Here is a 15,346-nt window from a genome sequence, read left to right on the forward strand (position 1 = left end):
CGCCGGACCGTCCTTTCGCTCCCCCGCTCGGCGTCCCCTGGAGTTCCCGTGACCCTCACTTCCCCTCACCTCGGCAGCCCGTCCGCGTGGACCGACGCGCGCCTGCTGTACGCGCTGGAGGAAGTGGTCGAGCGGGAGCTGAACCGGCATCTGAAGGTGGCCAAGGACTGGATGCCGCACGAGTACGTGCCGTGGAGCGACGGCCGTAACTTCCCGGGCCTCTTCGAGGACGGCGAGGCGTGGCAGAAGGAGCACTCCAAGGTGACGGAGATCGGGCGGACCGCGCTCGTCGTCAACCTGCTCACCGAGGACAACCTGCCCAGCTACCACCACGAGATCGCCTCGCTGTTCGGCCGCGACGGCGCCTGGGGCACCTGGGTGCACCGCTGGACGGCGGAGGAGGGCCGGCACGGCATCGTGATGCGCGACTACCTGCTCGCCTCGCGCGCGGTGGACCCGGACAAGCTGGAGCGGTTCCGCATGGCCCACATGAGCGAGGGCTTCGAGTCCGACAACCGGCACTCGATGCTGCACTCGGTCGCCTACGTCGCCTTCCAGGAGCTGGCCACCCGGATCTCGCACCGCAACACCGGCCACCAGTCCGGGGACCCGGTCTGCGACCGCATGCTGGCGCGCATCGCGACCGACGAGAACCTGCACATGGTCTTCTACCGCAACCTGCTGAAGGCCGCGTTCGAGATCGCCCCCGACCTGACCATGCAGGCGGTCCGGGACGTCGTCGTCGACTTCCGGATGCCCGGCCACGGCATCCCCGGCTTCGAGCGGGCCGCCGCGCAGATGGCGATCGGCGAGGTGTACAACCTGCGCATCCACCACGACGACGTGCTCCAGCCGGTGCTGCGCTTCCTGAAGGTCATGGAGATCGACGGGCTCGGCCCCGAGGGCAGCAAGGCGCAGGAGGAACTCGGCCTGTTCCTGGGCGGTCTGGACGCGGAGGCCCTGAAGTTCGACGAGAAGCTGGCGGCCCGCAAGGCCCGCATGGCGGCCCGCGCCGCCGGCTGACGGCACCCGCCGGGGCCGGCCCCGGGCCGGAGTCAGCGGGCCCGAGTCAGCGGGCGGTGCGCCTGATGGCCAGGCGCTCCTTCTCCGACAGCCCGCCCCAGACGCCGAACCGCTCGTCGTGGGCGAGCGCGTAGTCCAGGCAGGCCGGGCGCAGCTCGCACAGGGCGCAGATCCGCTTGGCCTCGCGCACCGAGCTGCCCGGCTCCGGGAAGAAGAAGTCCGGCCCGGTCTGCGCGCACAGGGCCTGTGCCTGCCAGGTGTCGTCCGCCGGGGTGATGGTTTCGAAGTGCATGGCATGGATCGTGCCGGGCGGCGAAAAACGTTCGATCAACGCCGGGTCAACGTCCGCGTCAAGGCCTCCGGCCGTCCCGATGATGCTCCTTGGACGCGCGCTCGCGCACGGCGGCGCGCGGAGTCCTGGCGAAACCGTGAGGACGTGTCCCGTCACCCTGGGTGAGGGAGGGCCCCGTGCGCCGCTCCGGCGGCGCCCGCCGGTGGGCGGTGCCAGACTCGGCAGTGCACAGGACGGGATCCCTTCCGAGGAGGGCGACCATGCTCACCACCCGTTTCGTCGACGGCGCCCCGAACTGGCTCGACATCGGCACGCCCGACCTCGACCGCGCCGAGGCCTTCTACGGCGGCCTGTTCGGCTGGGAGTTCCGGTCGGCCGGGCCCGACGCCGGCGGGTACGGCTTCTTCCAGCTGGCCGGCCGGACCGTCGCGGGCGGCATGCGGAGCGACCCCGGGCAGGGTCCGCCGGCCTGGACGGTCTACTTCCAGAGCGCCGACGCGCAGGCCACCGCCGAGACGGCCGAACGGGCGCACGGCAGCGTCCTGTTCGGGCCGACGGACGTGATGGGCGAGGGCCGTATGGCACTCCTGGCCGACCAGGCGGGCGTCCCGTTCGGGATCTGGCAGCCCGGCCGGACCCGGGGCGTGGACGTGGCGGACGAGCCGGGCGCGCTGTGCTGGGTGGAGCTGTACACGAAGGACATCGCGGCGGCAGCGGCCTTCTACCGCAAGGTGCTCGGCCTGGAGACCTCCGGTGTGCCGTTCCCCGGCGGGACCTACACCTGCGTCAACCCGGCCGACGGCGGCGCGGACGCGATGTTCGGCGGCATGGTCCCGCTGGCGGCGGCGCCGGACGAGACGACGGCCGGCCCCTACTGGCTGCCGTACTTCGCGGTGGCGGACACCGACGCCACGGTGGAACGGGCCCAGCGGCTCGGCGGGACGGTGCGCACGCCGGCCACGACCGTGGCGGGGGTGGGCCGGATGGCGAAGCTGGCGGACCCGGACGGCGTACGGTTCGCGGTGATCACCGGCCCGCAGGCTCCGGACTAGCCGGCTAGGCGGTCGCCCGGCGGACGAGCGTGGTCGGCAGGATCACTCCCCCGTCGGGGGCCGCACGCGCGTCCGGTGCGGGTGTCCGTGCCGTGCCCCGGCCCCGGCCCCGGCCGCCCGGCAGGCCGCTCAGCAGGAGGCGGGCCATCAGACGGCCCATCTCCTCGATGTCCTGGCGGACCGTCGTCAGGGGCGGGTCGGTCTGCTCGGCGACCGGCACCATGTCGTCGAAGCCGATGACGGCCACGTCCTGCGGCACCCGCCGGCCGCTCTCGCGCAGCACGCGCAGGGCGCCGAGCGCGGTGAGGTCGTTGGCCGCGAAGACGCCGTCCACGTCCGGGCAGCGGTCGAGGAGTTCCCGCATCGCGCGTTCGCCGCCGGCCGGCGTGAAGTCGCTCTGCACGACCAGCCCGGGATCGGCGCCGCCGAGCACGTCGGCCATGACGTCCCGGTACCCGTCGAGCCGGTCCACGGCCGAGGTCTGGTCGAGGGCGCCGGTGATGTGCGCGACGCGTCTTCTGCCGAGGTCCACGAGGTGCCGTACGGCGGTGCGGGCGCCGCCCCGGTTGTCGCAGTCGACGTACGCCACCCCGGCACCGCCGGGCGCGGAGCCGTGCGGCCGGCCGCCGAACACCGTGGGCACGGCGGCGGCCCGGATGAGCCCGGGCAGCGGGTCGTCCAGGTGCAGGGAGAACACGAGCGCGCCGTCGACATGGCCGCCGGCGAGGTAGCGGGCCACCCGCGCGTGGTCGTCGCGGCCCTCGGTGAGCAGCAGCACCAGCTGGTTGTCGTGGGCGGTCAACTCCTTGCTGATGCCGCGCAGTTGGAGCGCGAAGAAGGGGTCGGCGAAGACCCGGCTCTCCGGTTCGGCGATGACCACGGCGACGGCGTCGTGCCGCCGGGTGACGAGGCTGCGCGCCGCCTGGTTGGGCACGTATCCCAGGTCCGCCACGGCCTGCCGGACCCGCTCGGCCAAGGACTCCCGCACCCCGTCCCCGCCGTTCACGACCCGGGACACGGTCGCCCGTGACACCCCGGCCCGCGCGGCCACCGCCTCCAGCGTGGGACGCGACACTGCCTCGGTCACTTCGGATCTCCTCATCACCGGCTGCGGGCCAGGATATCCGCGTCTGGAAAGGCGGCGGGAGGGCTGTCCTAAGCGGTCGGCTCGGGGCGGGCGCGGCTGGGCTGGACGCGTTTGGGTTCGCCGGGCATCTTCGGGTATTCCGGCGGGTAGGGGAGGTCGCCGAGGCCGTGGTCGTGTTCGTCGCGGCGGGCCAGTTCCAGGAGGGCGTCCAGGGAGTAGGCGTGGTCGTCCATGTCGGCGTGCACGTCGCCGAGTTCGGCGAAGCGGGCCGGCATGGTGGCCAGGTCGAAGTCGGCGGGCTGGGCGGTGCCGACCTCCTCCCAGCGCAGCGGGGCCGAGACGGGCGCCTGGGGGCGGGGGCGCAGGGAGTAGGCGGAGGCGATGGTGCGGTCGCGGGCCGTCTGGTTGTAGTCCAGGAAGATGCGGCGCCCGCGTTCCTCCTTCCACCACTTGATGGTCACGTGCTCCGGCATCCGGCGGGCCATCTCGCGGCCGACGGCGATGGCGGCACGGCGTACCTGGGTGAAGGTCCAGCGCGGTTCGATGGGCACGAACACGTGCAGGCCCCGGCCGCCGGAGGTCTTGGGCCAGCCGCGCAGGCCGCCGAACTCGTCCAGTACGGCGCGCAGTTCGTGGGCGGCGCGGACCGCGTCGGCGTAGTCGGTGCCGGGCTGCGGGTCGAGGTCGACGCGCAGCTCGTCGGGATGGTCGACGTCGCCGGCGCGTACCGGCCAGGGGTGGAAGGTGAGGGTGCCGTACTGGGCGGCCCACACCGCGGCGGCCTCCTCGGTGGGGCACATCTCGTCGGCGCTGCGCCCGCTGGGGAAGGTGATGTGGGCGGTCGGGATCCAGTCGGGCATGCCCTTGGGGGCGCGCTTCTGGTAGAACCACTCGCCGCCGACGCCGTCCGGGTACCGCTCCAGGGTGGTGGGCCGGTTGCGCAGGGCGCGCAGGATGCCGGGGGCGACGGCGGCGTAGTACCGGGCGACGTCCAGCTTGGTGAAGCCGCGCTCGGGGAAGAAGACCTTGTCCGGGCTGGACAGTCTGACGGTCCGCCCGGCCACCTCCAGCTCCACCGCATCGCCCATGCGGCCACCGTAGGCGCACCCCGGACAGCTCGCACACCGGGCGGGGCGGGGGGTCCGCGCGCAGAATCGGACCATGGACCTGCCGGTGATGCCGCCCGTGAAGCCGATGCTCGCCAAGTCCGTGGCGAGCATCCCGCCGGGTATGCACTACGAGGCCAAGTGGGACGGGTTCCGGGCGATCGTGTTCCGGGACGGCGGTGAGGTCGAGCTGGGCAGCCGTACCGGCAAGCCGTTGACCAGGTACTTCCCCGAGGTGGTCGACGCGCTCACGGAGCGGGTGCCCGAGCGGTGCGTGCTGGACGGGGAGATCGTCATCGCGCGGGAGGGCCGGCTGGACTTCGACGCGCTGACCGAACGCATCCATCCGGCGGCCTCGCGGGTGCGGACGCTGGCCGAGCGGACCCCGGCGTCGTTCGTCGCGTTCGACCTGCTGGCGCTGGACGGCGAGGCGCTGCTCGACGCGCCGCTGACCGACCGGCGCGCCCTGCTGGAACGGGCACTGGCCGACGCCACGCCCCCGGTGCACGTGGCGCCCGCGACGACCGACATCGAGGTGGCCCGGCACTGGTTCGAGCAGTACGAGGGCGCCGGCCTCGACGGCATTGTGGCGAAGCCCCTCACTCTGCCCTACCGGCAGGACGAGCGGGCCATGTTCAAGGTCAAGCACGAGCGGACGGCGGACGTCGTGGTGGCCGGATACCGCCTGCACAAGAGCGGCCCGGTGGTGGGCTCGCTGCTGCTGGGCCTGTACGACGCGGGGGGCCGGCTCCAGCACGTGGGAGTGTCGGCCGCGTTCCCGATGAAGCGGCGGGCCGAGCTGGTCGAGGAGCTGGAGCCGCTGCGGATGGCCGACGTGGCCGGACACCCGTGGGCGGCCTGGTCGGACGAGGCCGCCCACGAGACGGCCCGGCTGCCGGGGGCGCCGAGCCGCTGGTCGGGCAAGAAGGACCTGTCGTGGGTGCCGCTGCGCCCGGAGCGGGTGGCCGAGGTGGCCTACGACCACATGGAGAACGCCCAGCGCTTCCGGCACACGGCCCGGTTCCGCCGCTGGCGCCCGGACCGGACGCCGGAGAGCTGCACCTACGGCCAGTTGGAGGAGCCGGTGCGCTACGACCTCGCGGAGATCCTGGGTGAGCGGTGAGGGCGCCGGGCCGCCCTCTCGGCTTTACGGCTTCATCAGGATCTTGACCGCGCCGTCCTGCTTGCGCTGGAACATCTCGTAGGCGTGCGGCGCCTCGGCGAGCGGCACCCGGTGCGTGGCGAAGTCGTCGACGCCGAGCGGGTCCTCGTCCGTGAGGTAGGGCAGGATCTGGTCGCTCCAGCGGCGGACGTTGGCCTGCCCCATGCGCAGCTGGATCTGCTTGTCGAACAGGGTGAGCATCGGCATCGGGTCGGCCATGCCGCCGTAGACACCGCTGAGCGAGATGGTGCCGCCGCGCCGGACCAGGTCGATGGCCATGTGGAGGGCGCCGAGCCGGTCGATGCTGAAGCGCTCGGCGAGGGGCCCGCTGAGCTTGCGCGGCATCAGCGCGGTGGCCGTCTGGGCCAGCCTGGCGGCGGCGCTGCCGTGCGCCTCGGTGCCGACGGCGTCGATCACGGCGTCCGGGCCCCGGCCGCCGGTCGCGTCGCGGATCGCGTCGACCAGCGCCTTCTCGTCGTCGAAGGCCCGCAGGTCGTACGTCTGCACACCGCGCCGGCCGGCCCGGGCGAGCCGCTCGGGCACGAGGTCGACGCCGAAGACGCGCTCGGCGCCCCGGGCCAGCGCGATGCGGCAGGCCATGTCGCCGACGGGGCCGAGGCCGAGGACGGCGACGGTGCCGCCGGGCGGGATCGCCGCGTACTCGACGGCCTGCCAGGCGGTGGGCAGCACGTCGGAGAGGTAGACGAACCGGTCGTCCGAGGGCCCCTCGGGCACCTTGATCGGCCCGAACTGCGCCTGCGGGACGCGCAGGTACTCGGCCTGCGCCCCGGGGACGGCGCCGTACAGGCGGGTGTAGCCGAACAGGGCGGCGCCCATGCCCTCGCCGGTGACCTGGGTGGTCTCGCACTGGGTGGGCAGCCCGGAGTCGCACATGAAGCAGTGCCCGCAGGCGATCTGGAACGGCACCACGACCCGGTCACCGGGCCGCAGGTCGGTCACCTCGGCGCCGACCTCCTCCACGATGCCCATGGGTTCGTGGCCGAGGATGTCGCCCGGCGACATGAAGGGCGTGAGCACCTCGTAGAGGTGCAGGTCGGATCCGCACAGTCCGCTGGAGGTGATGCGGATGACGGCGTCCGTGGGCTCCTCGATCCTCGGGTCGGGGACGTCCTCGACGCGGACGTCCCGCCTGCCCTGCCAGGTGACTGCCTTCATGCCTCGCGCTCCCTCGTGTCGCCCGCACACCGGCCACCGGTCCGACCCGGCGCGTCCGGCACGCGGTGTGTCGGTCTGTGTCCGATTTCGTCCGCGATGGCCGCCGGGTACCCGGGCCGCCCTGCCCCGAACATCCCGGCTCGGCGGCCGTGCGCGCGAACGATCGGGCAGGGCCGTCGATGACCAGATGAGCGCACAATCGGTGCACAAGAACGGGGTGGCGATGGACCTACGGAGCGGGGCGCGCACACGACGCGCCATACCCACGGCGGCTCTGCTGGCCGCCGCCCTGTCGCTGCCCCTCACCACGGGCCGCACCGGCTCGGGCGCCGGCAGCGGACGGCACGACACCCCGGCGCCGCCGCCGAGCGCCTCGGCCGCACCCGGCCGCTCCCCCTTGGCCGTGGAGATCGACAACGTCACCGCGGCCCGCCCGGCGACCGGCCTCGACGCGGCCGACGTGGTCTACGCCGAGCAGGTGGAGGGCGGTCTGAGCCGGCTGATGGCGGTGTACGCGACCCGCCTGCCGAAGACGGTCGGGCCGGTGCGCAGCGCCCGCGAGTCCGACCTGGAGCTGCTGCGCCAGTTCGCCCGGCCGACCCTCGCCTTCTCCGGTGCGCAGCGCCGGCTGCTGCCGCTCGTCGACGGCGCGCCGCTGCGGGCCGAGCCGCCCGAGCGGGCGCCCGGCGCCTACGTCCGGGACACCGCCCGGGCCGCACCGCACAACCTGTACCCGCACCCCGCCGAGCTGCTGCCCACCGCACCGGGCGAGCAGGCGCTGACCACCGGCTTCCGCTACGGCCCGGCACCGGCCGGGGGCACCCCCACCGCGTCGTCCACGGTGCGCTACCCGGCCGCCCGCTTCACCTTCACCTGGTCCGCCGGCCGCGCGGGCCGGCTGGTCACGATGGACGGCACCCCCGCGGTGACCACGGACGGCGGGCGGCTCGCCCCGCCGACGGTCGTCGTGCAGTACGTGACGGTGCGCGAGTCCGGCTACCACGACGTCCTCGGCAACCCCACCCCGTACACCGGGACCGTCGGCTCGGGGAGGGCACGGGTGCTGCGCGACGGACGCTCCTTCGACGCCACCTGGTCGCGGCCCGCGGCGACCGACGGCACCACCTTCACGACGGCCGCCGGGAGCCCGCTGGACTTCGCGAAGGGCCAGGTGCGGGTGGTGTTCGCGGCCGCGCCCGACTAGCTCGGCTCCCGCGCCGCGAGTGCCGCCAGCTCCTCCCGGGCCCGGGCCGCCAGGCCGTCGGCTCCGCTGGCGCGGGCGAGGTCCAGGCCGCGTTCGAGTTCCGTGACCGAGCCGGCGGCGATGCCGTACTCGACGCGGGCCGCCGCGTGCTCGTACTGGCAGGGCGAGGCCTCCAGATAGGTGACGGCCTGCGCGGCCAGCCGTACCCGGCGCTGTCCGGTCTCCAGGGCGGCGGCGCAGCGCAGGGCCTCGCCGATGGCCGTGTCGGTGCCGAAGCGCTCGGCCTGCCGTCGGGCCTCGCCCGCGAGCCGCCGAGCACGTGCCGGGTCCTCGCCGGCGACGGCCCTGGCCAGGTCGAGGGCCCAGGGCGCGAGCACCGGGTTGTACCCGCCGCGCGAGGCGGCGGTCTTCTCGGCGGCCTCCAGTTCGTGGACGCCCTCCTCGACCCGGCCGACGGCGAGCAGCAGTCGGCCGCGCACGGAGCGGATGTCGGGCAGCACGATCGTGGAGGGGTACGGCGGCGCGAAGCCGTACCGCTCGGCGATCGACCACGCCTCCTCGACCTGGCCGCGGGCCAGCAGGGTGTCGACCAGGCCGCAGGTCGAGGACCAGTACAGCGGCAGCCCCCGGCCGACCCGCTCGGCGAGGGCGAGTCCCTCGCGCAGGGTGTCCTCGGCGTCCTTGAGACGGCCCTGCCTGCGGTAGGCGAGCCCGAGGTAGGCGTTGGCCAGCGAGAGGTGACCGCCGTGCCAGCCGGCACCGGCGTAGACGCGGCGGGCCTCGGCGAAGAGGTTCTCGGCGCGGTCGAGCCGGTCGGCGTAGGCGTACGCGCTGCCCAGCATGAACAGCAGCTCCATGCCCCATTCGAGGTCGGTCCAGCCGAGGCCGGGCGCGAGGCGGCCGTTGACGAGGGCGCGGTCGCACAGCTCGACCACCTCCTCGGCGCTCTCGCCGTGCGTCATCGCGTCGAAGCCGCGCAGGATCAGCAGGGCGCGCTCGGAGTTGTCCCGTCCCGCGCAGGTACGGGCGAGGTCGGCGAGGTTCCTTGAGCGGTCGGGCGAGACGGTCTCGCCGTGGATGCTCTCCCACATGAACCGGTAGGCCTGGAGCCGCCGGCGGACGGGACCGGCCTCGTGCCGGGCCGCCTCCGCCTCGACGGTGCGGACGGCCTCCTCCACCTGGTCGTTGTGCAGCAGCGCCTGGGAGAGCCGGACCACCGCGTCGACCCGGTCCTCGTCGTCCAGGCCGGGCATGGCGAGCGCGGTCTGGAGGTGGTCGATGGTGACGGCGGGCGCGGTCAGCAGGGTGGCGCGGCCCAGCTCGTAGCGGACCTGCGCGTGGACCTCCGGGCGGGGCGGTTCCTCCAGGGCGCGTTCCAGACAGCGGCGGGCCGCGTCGGGCGAACCGACGGCGAGGTGTTCGCGGGCGGCCTCGCGCAGTTGCCGGACGAGTTCCTCGTCGTCGTCCGGGTGGATCTTGAGCAGGTGCGGGGCGGCCTCGGCGGCACCGCCGCCCAGCTCGGCGATGATCTGGGCGGCGACGCCGTGCATGGCGGTGCACACGGCGGGCGGGATCGAGTCGTAGACGGCCGTGGAGATGAGCGGGTGGACGAACTCCAGCTCGATCGCCATCCGTCGGTCGCCGGCCGGGTGCTGGGGCCGGGTCAGGATGCGCGCGTTGGACAGCAGTTCGGCGCAGTGGGCGGCGATGTCGTCGTCCATGGTGGCCAGGCGGGCGACCTTGGCGACGGTGATGTGGGTGCCGAGGATGGCCGCCGCCCAGGCGAACCGGGTGGCCTCAAGACCGAGGCCCTTGAGCCGGTCGACGAGTCCGCCGCCACGCGCGGCGCGGTTGAGGGCACGCAGTTCCGCGGCGTGCGCCTCGACCGGCGGGAGTTCGCTGTCCCGCACCTTGGCGAGGAGTTCGACGGTGTAGTAGAGGTTACCCGCGGTGACGGCCCACACCTCGCGGCAGAACGCGTCGTCCGCGTGCCGGCCGACGGTGGCCCGGGTGAGGCCCGCGGTGGCGTCCGGGGTGAGGGCGCTGAGGGTGCTGACCGGGCGGGCCGCCGCCTCGGCCACCGTGTCCAGGTGCCGGGCGCTCTCGCCGGTGACCTCACCGGGCCTGCGGGCGACCACGACGAGGACGGAGACCTCCTGGAGCTGTTCGGTGAACGCGGCGAGCCAGCGCAGCGTCTCCTGGTCGGCCCAGTGCGCGTCGTCCACGATGAGCACGAGCGGCCACTCCCGGCGGGCGAGCCGGCGCACGGCGGCGACGAGTCCGTCGCACACGTACCGCGGGTCGGGGTTGGCCTCCCGCGGTTCGAGCAGGCCGAGGGCGGGGCCGGCGATCTCGTACCAGTCGCCTAGGTACTCGCGGGCCTCCTCGGGCATGAGGGACAGCAGGGCGGGCTGGAGCAGTTGCCGCACCACGGTGAACGGCACAGACCGCAGGGTCTCGGCGGCGCGGGCCGACCAGACCCGGCAGCCGCGGCGTTCGGCGATCCGCCGGGTCTCGGCGAGCAGCGCCGTCTTGCCGAGCCCCGCCTCGCCGCGGAAGACGAGCAGGCCGCCTGCGGACGACTCGTCGGCGCACAGCACGTCGAGTGCCTGCGCGACGGTGGCGATCTCGGCGTCCCGCTCCCACAGGGAAGCCGAGGCGGCCTCCGGTGGCCGTCCCTCCGTCATCCCGTTACCTCCCCAGGTCGCCCGAATGACGTACAGACCCGAGCGTAGCCGTCGGGTGGGATGTGTGGTGGCCGGTCGGGACACCTGTTGCCCCGCCGGGTGACAGCGGGTGCGGCGGGTCGACGCGCACCCCGGCCCGACCAGGCGGCCGATGACGGACGGAGCGTCAACCATGTCTGGTGCGAGGGCGGTTCCGGGCAGCCGCGCGGTGCCGCGCGGCCCGGCGGTGCGGGCGGTGGCCGCGGGGTCGGTGGGGAACCTCGTGGAGTGGTACGAATTCGGGGTCTACGGCTTCCTGGCCACGGTGCTGGCGGAGCGGTTCTTCGCCCCGGCGGGCGGTGGCCCGGCCGACGCGCTGGTGCGGACCTACGCCGCGTTCGCGCTGGCCTTCTTCTTCCGGCCGCTCGGCGCGCTGCTGTTCGGCCGGCTGGGCGACCGGCTGGGGCGGCGGCCGGTGCTGATCGGGGTGGTGGCGCTGATGTCGGGCGCGACCACGCTGATCGGCGCGCTGCCGGCGTACGACACCGCCGGCGCCCTCGCGCCCTGGCTGCTGACCGCGCTGCGGGTGGTGCAGGGCCTGGCGGCGGGCGGCGAGTTCGGCGGCGCGGTGACGGTGCTGACCGAGAGCGCGCCGCCGGGCCGGCGGGGGCTGTACGGGGCGTGGCAGTCGTTCACGGTGGCGCTGGGGCTGCTCGGCGGGGCGGGCGTGACCGCGCTGACGGCGACGCTGCTCACCGCAGATCAACTGGCCGACTGGGGCTGGCGGTTGCCGTTCCTGCTGGCGCTGCCGCTCGGTCTGGCGGCCTTGTGGCTGCGGTCGGGGCTGCCGGAGACGTCGCCCGCCTCGCGGGCCGGGGAGCGGGCGGCCGTCCGGCTCGGCGCGGGTGCGCTGGTGCTGGCGGCGGCGCGGGTGGCGGGCTGGGCGGCGGCCGGGTACACGTTCCTGGTGGTGCTGCCGTCGTACCTCCAGGTGGCGCTGCACGCGGACGCCCGGCAGGCGCTGCTCGCCGCGGTGCCGGCCAACGCCGGTTTCGCGGCGGCCATCCTGCCGGCGGGCCTGCTCAGCGACCGGGTGGGCCGGCGCCCGGTGCTGCTCGCGGGCGCCGTGCTGGTGATGGTGGTCTCGCTGCCGCTGTTCGCCCTGCTGCGCGACCCCGGCGTCCCGGCCGCCGCGAAGGCGTGCGCCCTGGCCGGGGCCGGGGCGGTGGTGGGGCTGATGGCCGGCCCGGGTCCCGCGCTGCTGGCCGAGACCTTCCCGGCCCGGGTGCGCTGGACGGGGCTCGGCCTCGCCTACGCCCTGTCGAACGCCCTGTTCTCCGGATGCGCGGGTCTGCTCGTCACCGAGGCGGTACGCCGCACCGGCAACCCGGACGTGCCCGCCTACTACGCGGCGGCGGCCTGCGCGCTCAGCGCCGGCGCGCTGCTGGCACGGCCTTCGGGCCGGGAAGAGAAGGAGAGATGACGGATGCTGGTGATCGGGCTGATGTCGGGGACGTCGTACGACGCGGTCGACGCGGCGGCGGCCGAACTCCTGCTGGAGAACGGCACGTTGACCCTGCGCCCACTCGGCATGGTGAGCACCCCCTACGACGACGGGCTGCGCGGCGCGCTCACGGCGGCGCTGCCCCCGGCCGCCGTACCGCTCGAAACGGTCTGCCGGCTGGACACCGGCATCGGGCGGGCGTTCGCCGCGGCGGCCGTCCGCGCCGACCGTGAACTGTGCGACAGGCGGGCGGAGTTGGTGGCCTCGCACGGGCAGACGGTGTTCCACTGGGTGGCGGACGGCCGGGTACGCGGCACGCTCCAACTCGGGCAGCCGGCCTGGATCGCGGAGGCGACCGGGCTCCCGGTGGTCGCCGACTTCCGGGCCCGGGACGTCGCGGCCGGCGGCCAGGGCGCGCCGCTGGTGAGCCTGGTGGATCTGCTGTGGCTGCGGGGCAGGCCGGGCCGGCCGGTCGCGCTGAACATCGGCGGCATCGCCAACCTGACGGCACCGGACGGGACGGCCTTCGACACCGGCCCCGGCTGCGCGCTGCTGGACGCGGCGGCCCGGGAGTTCAGCGGCGGGCGCCTGGCGTACGACGCGGACGGCACCCTGGCCGCGCGGGGCCGGCCGGACCCGGTGCTGCTGGAGCGGCTGCTCGGGGAGCCGTACTACGCGCTGCCGGCGCCGAAGACGACCGGCAAGGAGCTGTTCCACGCGGGGTATCTCGCGGCGGCCGGGCTGCTGGACGGGCACCGGCCCGAGGACGTGCTGGCCACGCTCACGGAGCTGACGGCGCGGACGGTCGCGGACGCGGTGCGCGCGGTCGGCGCCACCGAGGTGATCGGGTCCGGCGGCGGCCTGCGCAACCCGGTGCTGACCGGGGCGCTGCGCCGGCTGCTGGCCGGTGTCCCGGTACGGGCCTCGGACGAGTGGGGGCTGCCCGGGGCGGCGAAGGAGGCCTACGCCTTCGCGGTCCTCGGCTTCCTGACCGCGCACGGTCTGCCGGGCACCGATCCGCGCGCCACGGGCGCCCGGCGGGCGGCGGTGCTGGGCTCGCTGACCCCGGGACGGCACGGGTTCCGGCTGCCGCCGGCCGGTGCACGCGGGCCGGAGCGGCTGGTGGTGGCGGGGCCGGCGGGGCGGCCGTAGGTGAGGGGAGCCGGGATGACGGGAGAAATCCTCGTCGATATGTCCCGGTCCGCGTACTGGGCGGCGGATCCTCTCATCCCGCTTTCACCGACGCCTCTTACCGTGGGGACATGACGCAGGTGACTCCTCCCGGGTGGTACCCCGACCCCGGGCAGACGAATGACGGTCCGCCCACCGAGCGCTGGTGGGACGGCACGGCCTGGACGGACCAGACCCGCCCCGCTGGGACGGCCGCCGCCTGGGGTCCTCCGGGGTATCCGGCCTACCCGGCCCAGCCTCCGACGGCGCCCCGGCGCGGTCTGCGCACCGGCATAGCCGTCGCGGCGGCGGTCGCGGTGCTGGCGAGCATCGGCGTGGGCGTGTACGTCCTCGGCAAGCCGGACAGCGGCGACGACCAGCGCGCCGGGTCGCAGCAGGGCCAGCCGCCACAGGGCCAGGAGGGCGGCCCGTTCGGCGGGTCCGGCGGGTCCGGAGGCTTCGGCGGGCCGGGCGGCTCGGGCGGGTCCGGGGGCTCGGGCGGCCCCGGTGACTCCGGCGGTTCCGGGGGTTCGGGCGGCTCGGGTGGCTCGGGTGGTGACTCGCCCGCGCCCGGGCAGTCGCAGGCGCCCAAGGTCCCGGGCGGCGGCACCGTGGCGGACCAGGTCAACGGGCTCAGCCTGCGGGTGCCGAAGGGGTGGACCGGGGAGACGATCAGCGCCGGCGCGCAGGTCACCTCCGACGACGGCTACAAGTGCCCGGGCGACAGCTCCCTGCGGTGCACACCAGGCGGCGCCTACACCGCGCCGGCCGCGGCCCTGGGGATCACCGCGGACACCGCCGAGAAGGCCGCCAAGGCGGACATCGCGGCCAACGCCAAGGAGTCCTACGGCGGCAGCACCTACGGCAGCATCACCTCGCACAAGGTGCTGGCCTCGGGCGCGGTGACGGTGGCCGGGCAGCGCGGGTACATGGTGCGCTGGAAGGCGGTCACCAGCAAGGGCGCCGACGGCTACGTCGAGTCGGTCGCCTTCCCCTCCCCCAATGACCCCAAGCAGCTCGTGCTGGTGCGGTTCGGCGTGGACGTCGGCCGGTCGCTGTCGGTGGTGGACGAGATCCTCAAGGGCATCAAGGTGTCGTCGGGCGGCGGCAGCGGCCAGGACGTCTGACCGCCGTCGCGTCAAGCAGTCGGCCGGGTGGGGCGCCCCTCCGCTCAAGGGGAACCCCACCCGGCCGGGGGGTGCGCGCCGCCCCCGTCCCCACGGTGCGGCGCGAGCAGGTCACCGTTCAGTCATCCCGTGAACGGCGGCCTGGTCCTTGGTCGAGTCCGAGCGCGGGCAGCACGGTGGCCTCCACGAACCGGACGAGGTAGTCGGCGTCGGCGTACTGACCGCTGAGCACGGGCCGCACCCGCAGCACGCCGAACATCATGACGGGGACGAACTCCAGCGCGGGGTGGTCGGCGGCCACTTCACCCCGCTGCACACCGCGCGCCAGGATCTCTTGGAGCGCGGCGATCTCGGGCAGCACGAGGGCCTCGCGCAGCGCCTGGGCCAGTTCGTGGTCGGCCGTGACCGCGTGCCCGAGCGCCTGCATGAGCCGGGCGTCCTTCTTCGACCAGTCGCCCGCGGCCCGCGCGGCTTCCCGCAGGTCCTCGGCGAGGGTCCCGGTGTCGATGCCGGCGAACCGCACCCGCCGGTTGGCGCGCAGCGCCGCCGCGACGAACTGCGGCTTGGTCTTCCACTGCCGGTAGAGCGTGGACTTGCTGCACCGGGTGCTGGCGGCGACGCCCTCCATGGTCACGGACTCGTAGCCGCACTCGCGGATCTGTTCCAGTACGGCGTCGAAGAACTCCCGCTCACGCTCGGGCGTGATCTTGGAGCGGCGCGAGGCGGCGACCGTCTCCGGTTCGTCCGCGGCCTGCGACGTCATGCCGGTCATCCCTC

Annotated in this window: 13 protein-coding genes; 7 read left to right on the plus strand and 6 right to left on the minus strand. The window is 74.7% G+C overall.

Going from position 1 to position 15,346, the window contains the following annotated elements; translation table 11 throughout:
- Positions 1-48: 48 nt before the first annotated feature.
- The gene (locus NX794_RS01275; RefSeq protein ID WP_258776104.1) at positions 49-1,023 is read left to right on the plus strand and encodes an acyl-ACP desaturase; all 975 of its coding nucleotides are present in this window, start codon (positions 49-51) and stop codon (positions 1,021-1,023) included.
- A 46-nt stretch (positions 1,024-1,069) separates the two neighbouring features.
- Here the strand turns inward: NX794_RS01275 and NX794_RS01280 are convergent, their stop codons facing one another.
- Positions 1,070-1,315 carry a WhiB family transcriptional regulator gene (locus NX794_RS01280; protein WP_258776105.1) on the minus strand — a complete coding sequence of 82 codons (246 nt, stop codon included), beginning with the start codon at positions 1,313-1,315 and terminating at the stop codon, positions 1,070-1,072.
- A 260-nt stretch (positions 1,316-1,575) separates the two neighbouring features.
- Here NX794_RS01280 and NX794_RS01285 point away from each other — a divergent pair, with 260 nt between their 5' ends.
- Positions 1,576-2,367 (plus strand): VOC family protein, encoded by a 792-nt coding sequence (locus NX794_RS01285; protein ID WP_258776106.1) that lies wholly within the window; start codon positions 1,576-1,578, stop codon positions 2,365-2,367.
- 4 nt (positions 2,368-2,371) lie between these two features.
- On the opposite strand, the gene NX794_RS01290 is transcribed toward NX794_RS01285, so the two are convergent.
- The gene (locus NX794_RS01290; protein ID WP_258776107.1) at positions 2,372-3,454 is read right to left on the minus strand and encodes a LacI family DNA-binding transcriptional regulator; all 1,083 of its coding nucleotides are present in this window, start codon (positions 3,452-3,454) and stop codon (positions 2,372-2,374) included.
- 68 nt (positions 3,455-3,522) lie between these two features.
- A complete protein-coding gene (gene ligD, locus NX794_RS01295) occupies positions 3,523-4,542 on the minus strand; it encodes a non-homologous end-joining DNA ligase (RefSeq protein ID WP_258776108.1) in 1,020 nt (339 codons plus the stop codon).
- Positions 4,543-4,615: 73 nt separating this feature from the next.
- Between ligD and NX794_RS01300 the strand changes: the two genes are divergently transcribed.
- Positions 4,616-5,683: an ATP-dependent DNA ligase gene (locus NX794_RS01300; protein WP_258776109.1), complete on the plus strand. Its 1,068-nt coding sequence runs from the start codon at positions 4,616-4,618 to the stop codon at positions 5,681-5,683.
- Positions 5,684-5,707: 24 nt separating this feature from the next.
- Here the strand turns inward: NX794_RS01300 and NX794_RS01305 are convergent, their stop codons facing one another.
- Positions 5,708-6,898, minus strand: coding sequence for a zinc-dependent alcohol dehydrogenase (locus NX794_RS01305; protein WP_258776110.1), 1,191 nt, complete (start codon positions 6,896-6,898; stop codon positions 5,708-5,710).
- A 187-nt stretch (positions 6,899-7,085) separates the two neighbouring features.
- Here NX794_RS01305 and NX794_RS01310 point away from each other — a divergent pair, with 187 nt between their 5' ends.
- The gene (locus tag NX794_RS01310; protein WP_258776111.1) at positions 7,086-8,102 is read left to right on the plus strand and encodes a DUF3048 domain-containing protein; all 1,017 of its coding nucleotides are present in this window, start codon (positions 7,086-7,088) and stop codon (positions 8,100-8,102) included.
- Here the strand turns inward: NX794_RS01310 and NX794_RS01315 are convergent.
- Positions 8,099-10,789: an ATP-binding protein gene (locus tag NX794_RS01315; protein ID WP_258776112.1), complete on the minus strand. Its 2,691-nt coding sequence runs from the start codon at positions 10,787-10,789 to the stop codon at positions 8,099-8,101. The genes NX794_RS01310 and NX794_RS01315 overlap by 4 nt on opposite strands.
- Positions 10,790-10,961: 172 nt before the next feature.
- Here NX794_RS01315 and NX794_RS01320 point away from each other — a divergent pair, with 172 nt between their 5' ends.
- The 3 genes from NX794_RS01320 (at position 10,962) to NX794_RS01330 (ending at position 14,569) form a co-directional block, all read left to right on the plus strand.
- The gene (locus NX794_RS01320; protein WP_258776113.1) at positions 10,962-12,251 is read left to right on the plus strand and encodes an MFS transporter; all 1,290 of its coding nucleotides are present in this window, start codon (positions 10,962-10,964) and stop codon (positions 12,249-12,251) included.
- Positions 12,252-12,254: 3 nt separating this feature from the next.
- Positions 12,255-13,424 carry an anhydro-N-acetylmuramic acid kinase gene (locus tag NX794_RS01325; RefSeq protein WP_258776115.1) on the plus strand — a complete coding sequence of 390 codons (1,170 nt, stop codon included), beginning with the start codon at positions 12,255-12,257 and terminating at the stop codon, positions 13,422-13,424.
- Between the two features lie 110 nt (positions 13,425-13,534).
- Complete coding sequence (locus NX794_RS01330) at positions 13,535-14,569, plus strand: DUF2510 domain-containing protein (protein WP_258776116.1); 1,035 nt, start codon at positions 13,535-13,537, stop codon at positions 14,567-14,569.
- A 118-nt stretch (positions 14,570-14,687) separates the two neighbouring features.
- Here the strand turns inward: NX794_RS01330 and NX794_RS01335 are convergent, their stop codons facing one another.
- On the minus strand, positions 14,688-15,332 hold the full coding sequence (locus tag NX794_RS01335; protein WP_258776393.1) for a TetR/AcrR family transcriptional regulator: 645 nt from the start codon (positions 15,330-15,332) through the stop codon (positions 14,688-14,690).
- Between the last annotated feature and the right edge of the window lie 14 nt (positions 15,333-15,346).

It is taken from the genome of Streptomyces pyxinicus (assembly GCF_024753135.1).
GTDB classification, from domain to species: domain Bacteria; phylum Actinomycetota; class Actinomycetes; order Streptomycetales; family Streptomycetaceae; genus Streptomyces; species Streptomyces pyxinicus.

What these genes read in the sequence shown, in the direction of transcription:
- NX794_RS01280 (WP_258776105.1), bottom strand. Translation starts at nt 1,315, where the DNA reads ATGCACTTCGAAACCATCACCCCGGCGGACGACACCTGGCAGGCACAG.
- NX794_RS01285 (WP_258776106.1), top strand. Translation starts at nt 1,576, where the DNA reads ATGCTCACCACCCGTTTCGTCGACGGCGCCCCGAACTGGCTCGACATC.
- ligD (WP_258776108.1), bottom strand. Translation starts at nt 4,542, where the DNA reads ATGGGCGATGCGGTGGAGCTGGAGGTGGCCGGGCGGACCGTCAGACTG.
- NX794_RS01300 (WP_258776109.1), top strand. Translation starts at nt 4,616, where the DNA reads ATGGACCTGCCGGTGATGCCGCCCGTGAAGCCGATGCTCGCCAAGTCC.
- NX794_RS01305 (WP_258776110.1), bottom strand. Translation starts at nt 6,898, where the DNA reads ATGAAGGCAGTCACCTGGCAGGGCAGGCGGGACGTCCGCGTCGAGGAC.
- NX794_RS01310 (WP_258776111.1), top strand. Translation starts at nt 7,086, where the DNA reads ATGAGCGCACAATCGGTGCACAAGAACGGGGTGGCGATGGACCTACGG.
- NX794_RS01315 (WP_258776112.1), bottom strand. Translation starts at nt 10,789, where the DNA reads ATGACGGAGGGACGGCCACCGGAGGCCGCCTCGGCTTCCCTGTGGGAG.
- NX794_RS01320 (WP_258776113.1), top strand. Translation starts at nt 10,962, where the DNA reads ATGTCTGGTGCGAGGGCGGTTCCGGGCAGCCGCGCGGTGCCGCGCGGC.
- NX794_RS01325 (WP_258776115.1), top strand. Translation starts at nt 12,255, where the DNA reads ATGCTGGTGATCGGGCTGATGTCGGGGACGTCGTACGACGCGGTCGAC.
- NX794_RS01330 (WP_258776116.1), top strand. Translation starts at nt 13,535, where the DNA reads ATGACGCAGGTGACTCCTCCCGGGTGGTACCCCGACCCCGGGCAGACG.
- NX794_RS01335 (WP_258776393.1), bottom strand. Translation starts at nt 15,332, where the DNA reads ATGACGTCGCAGGCCGCGGACGAACCGGAGACGGTCGCCGCCTCGCGC.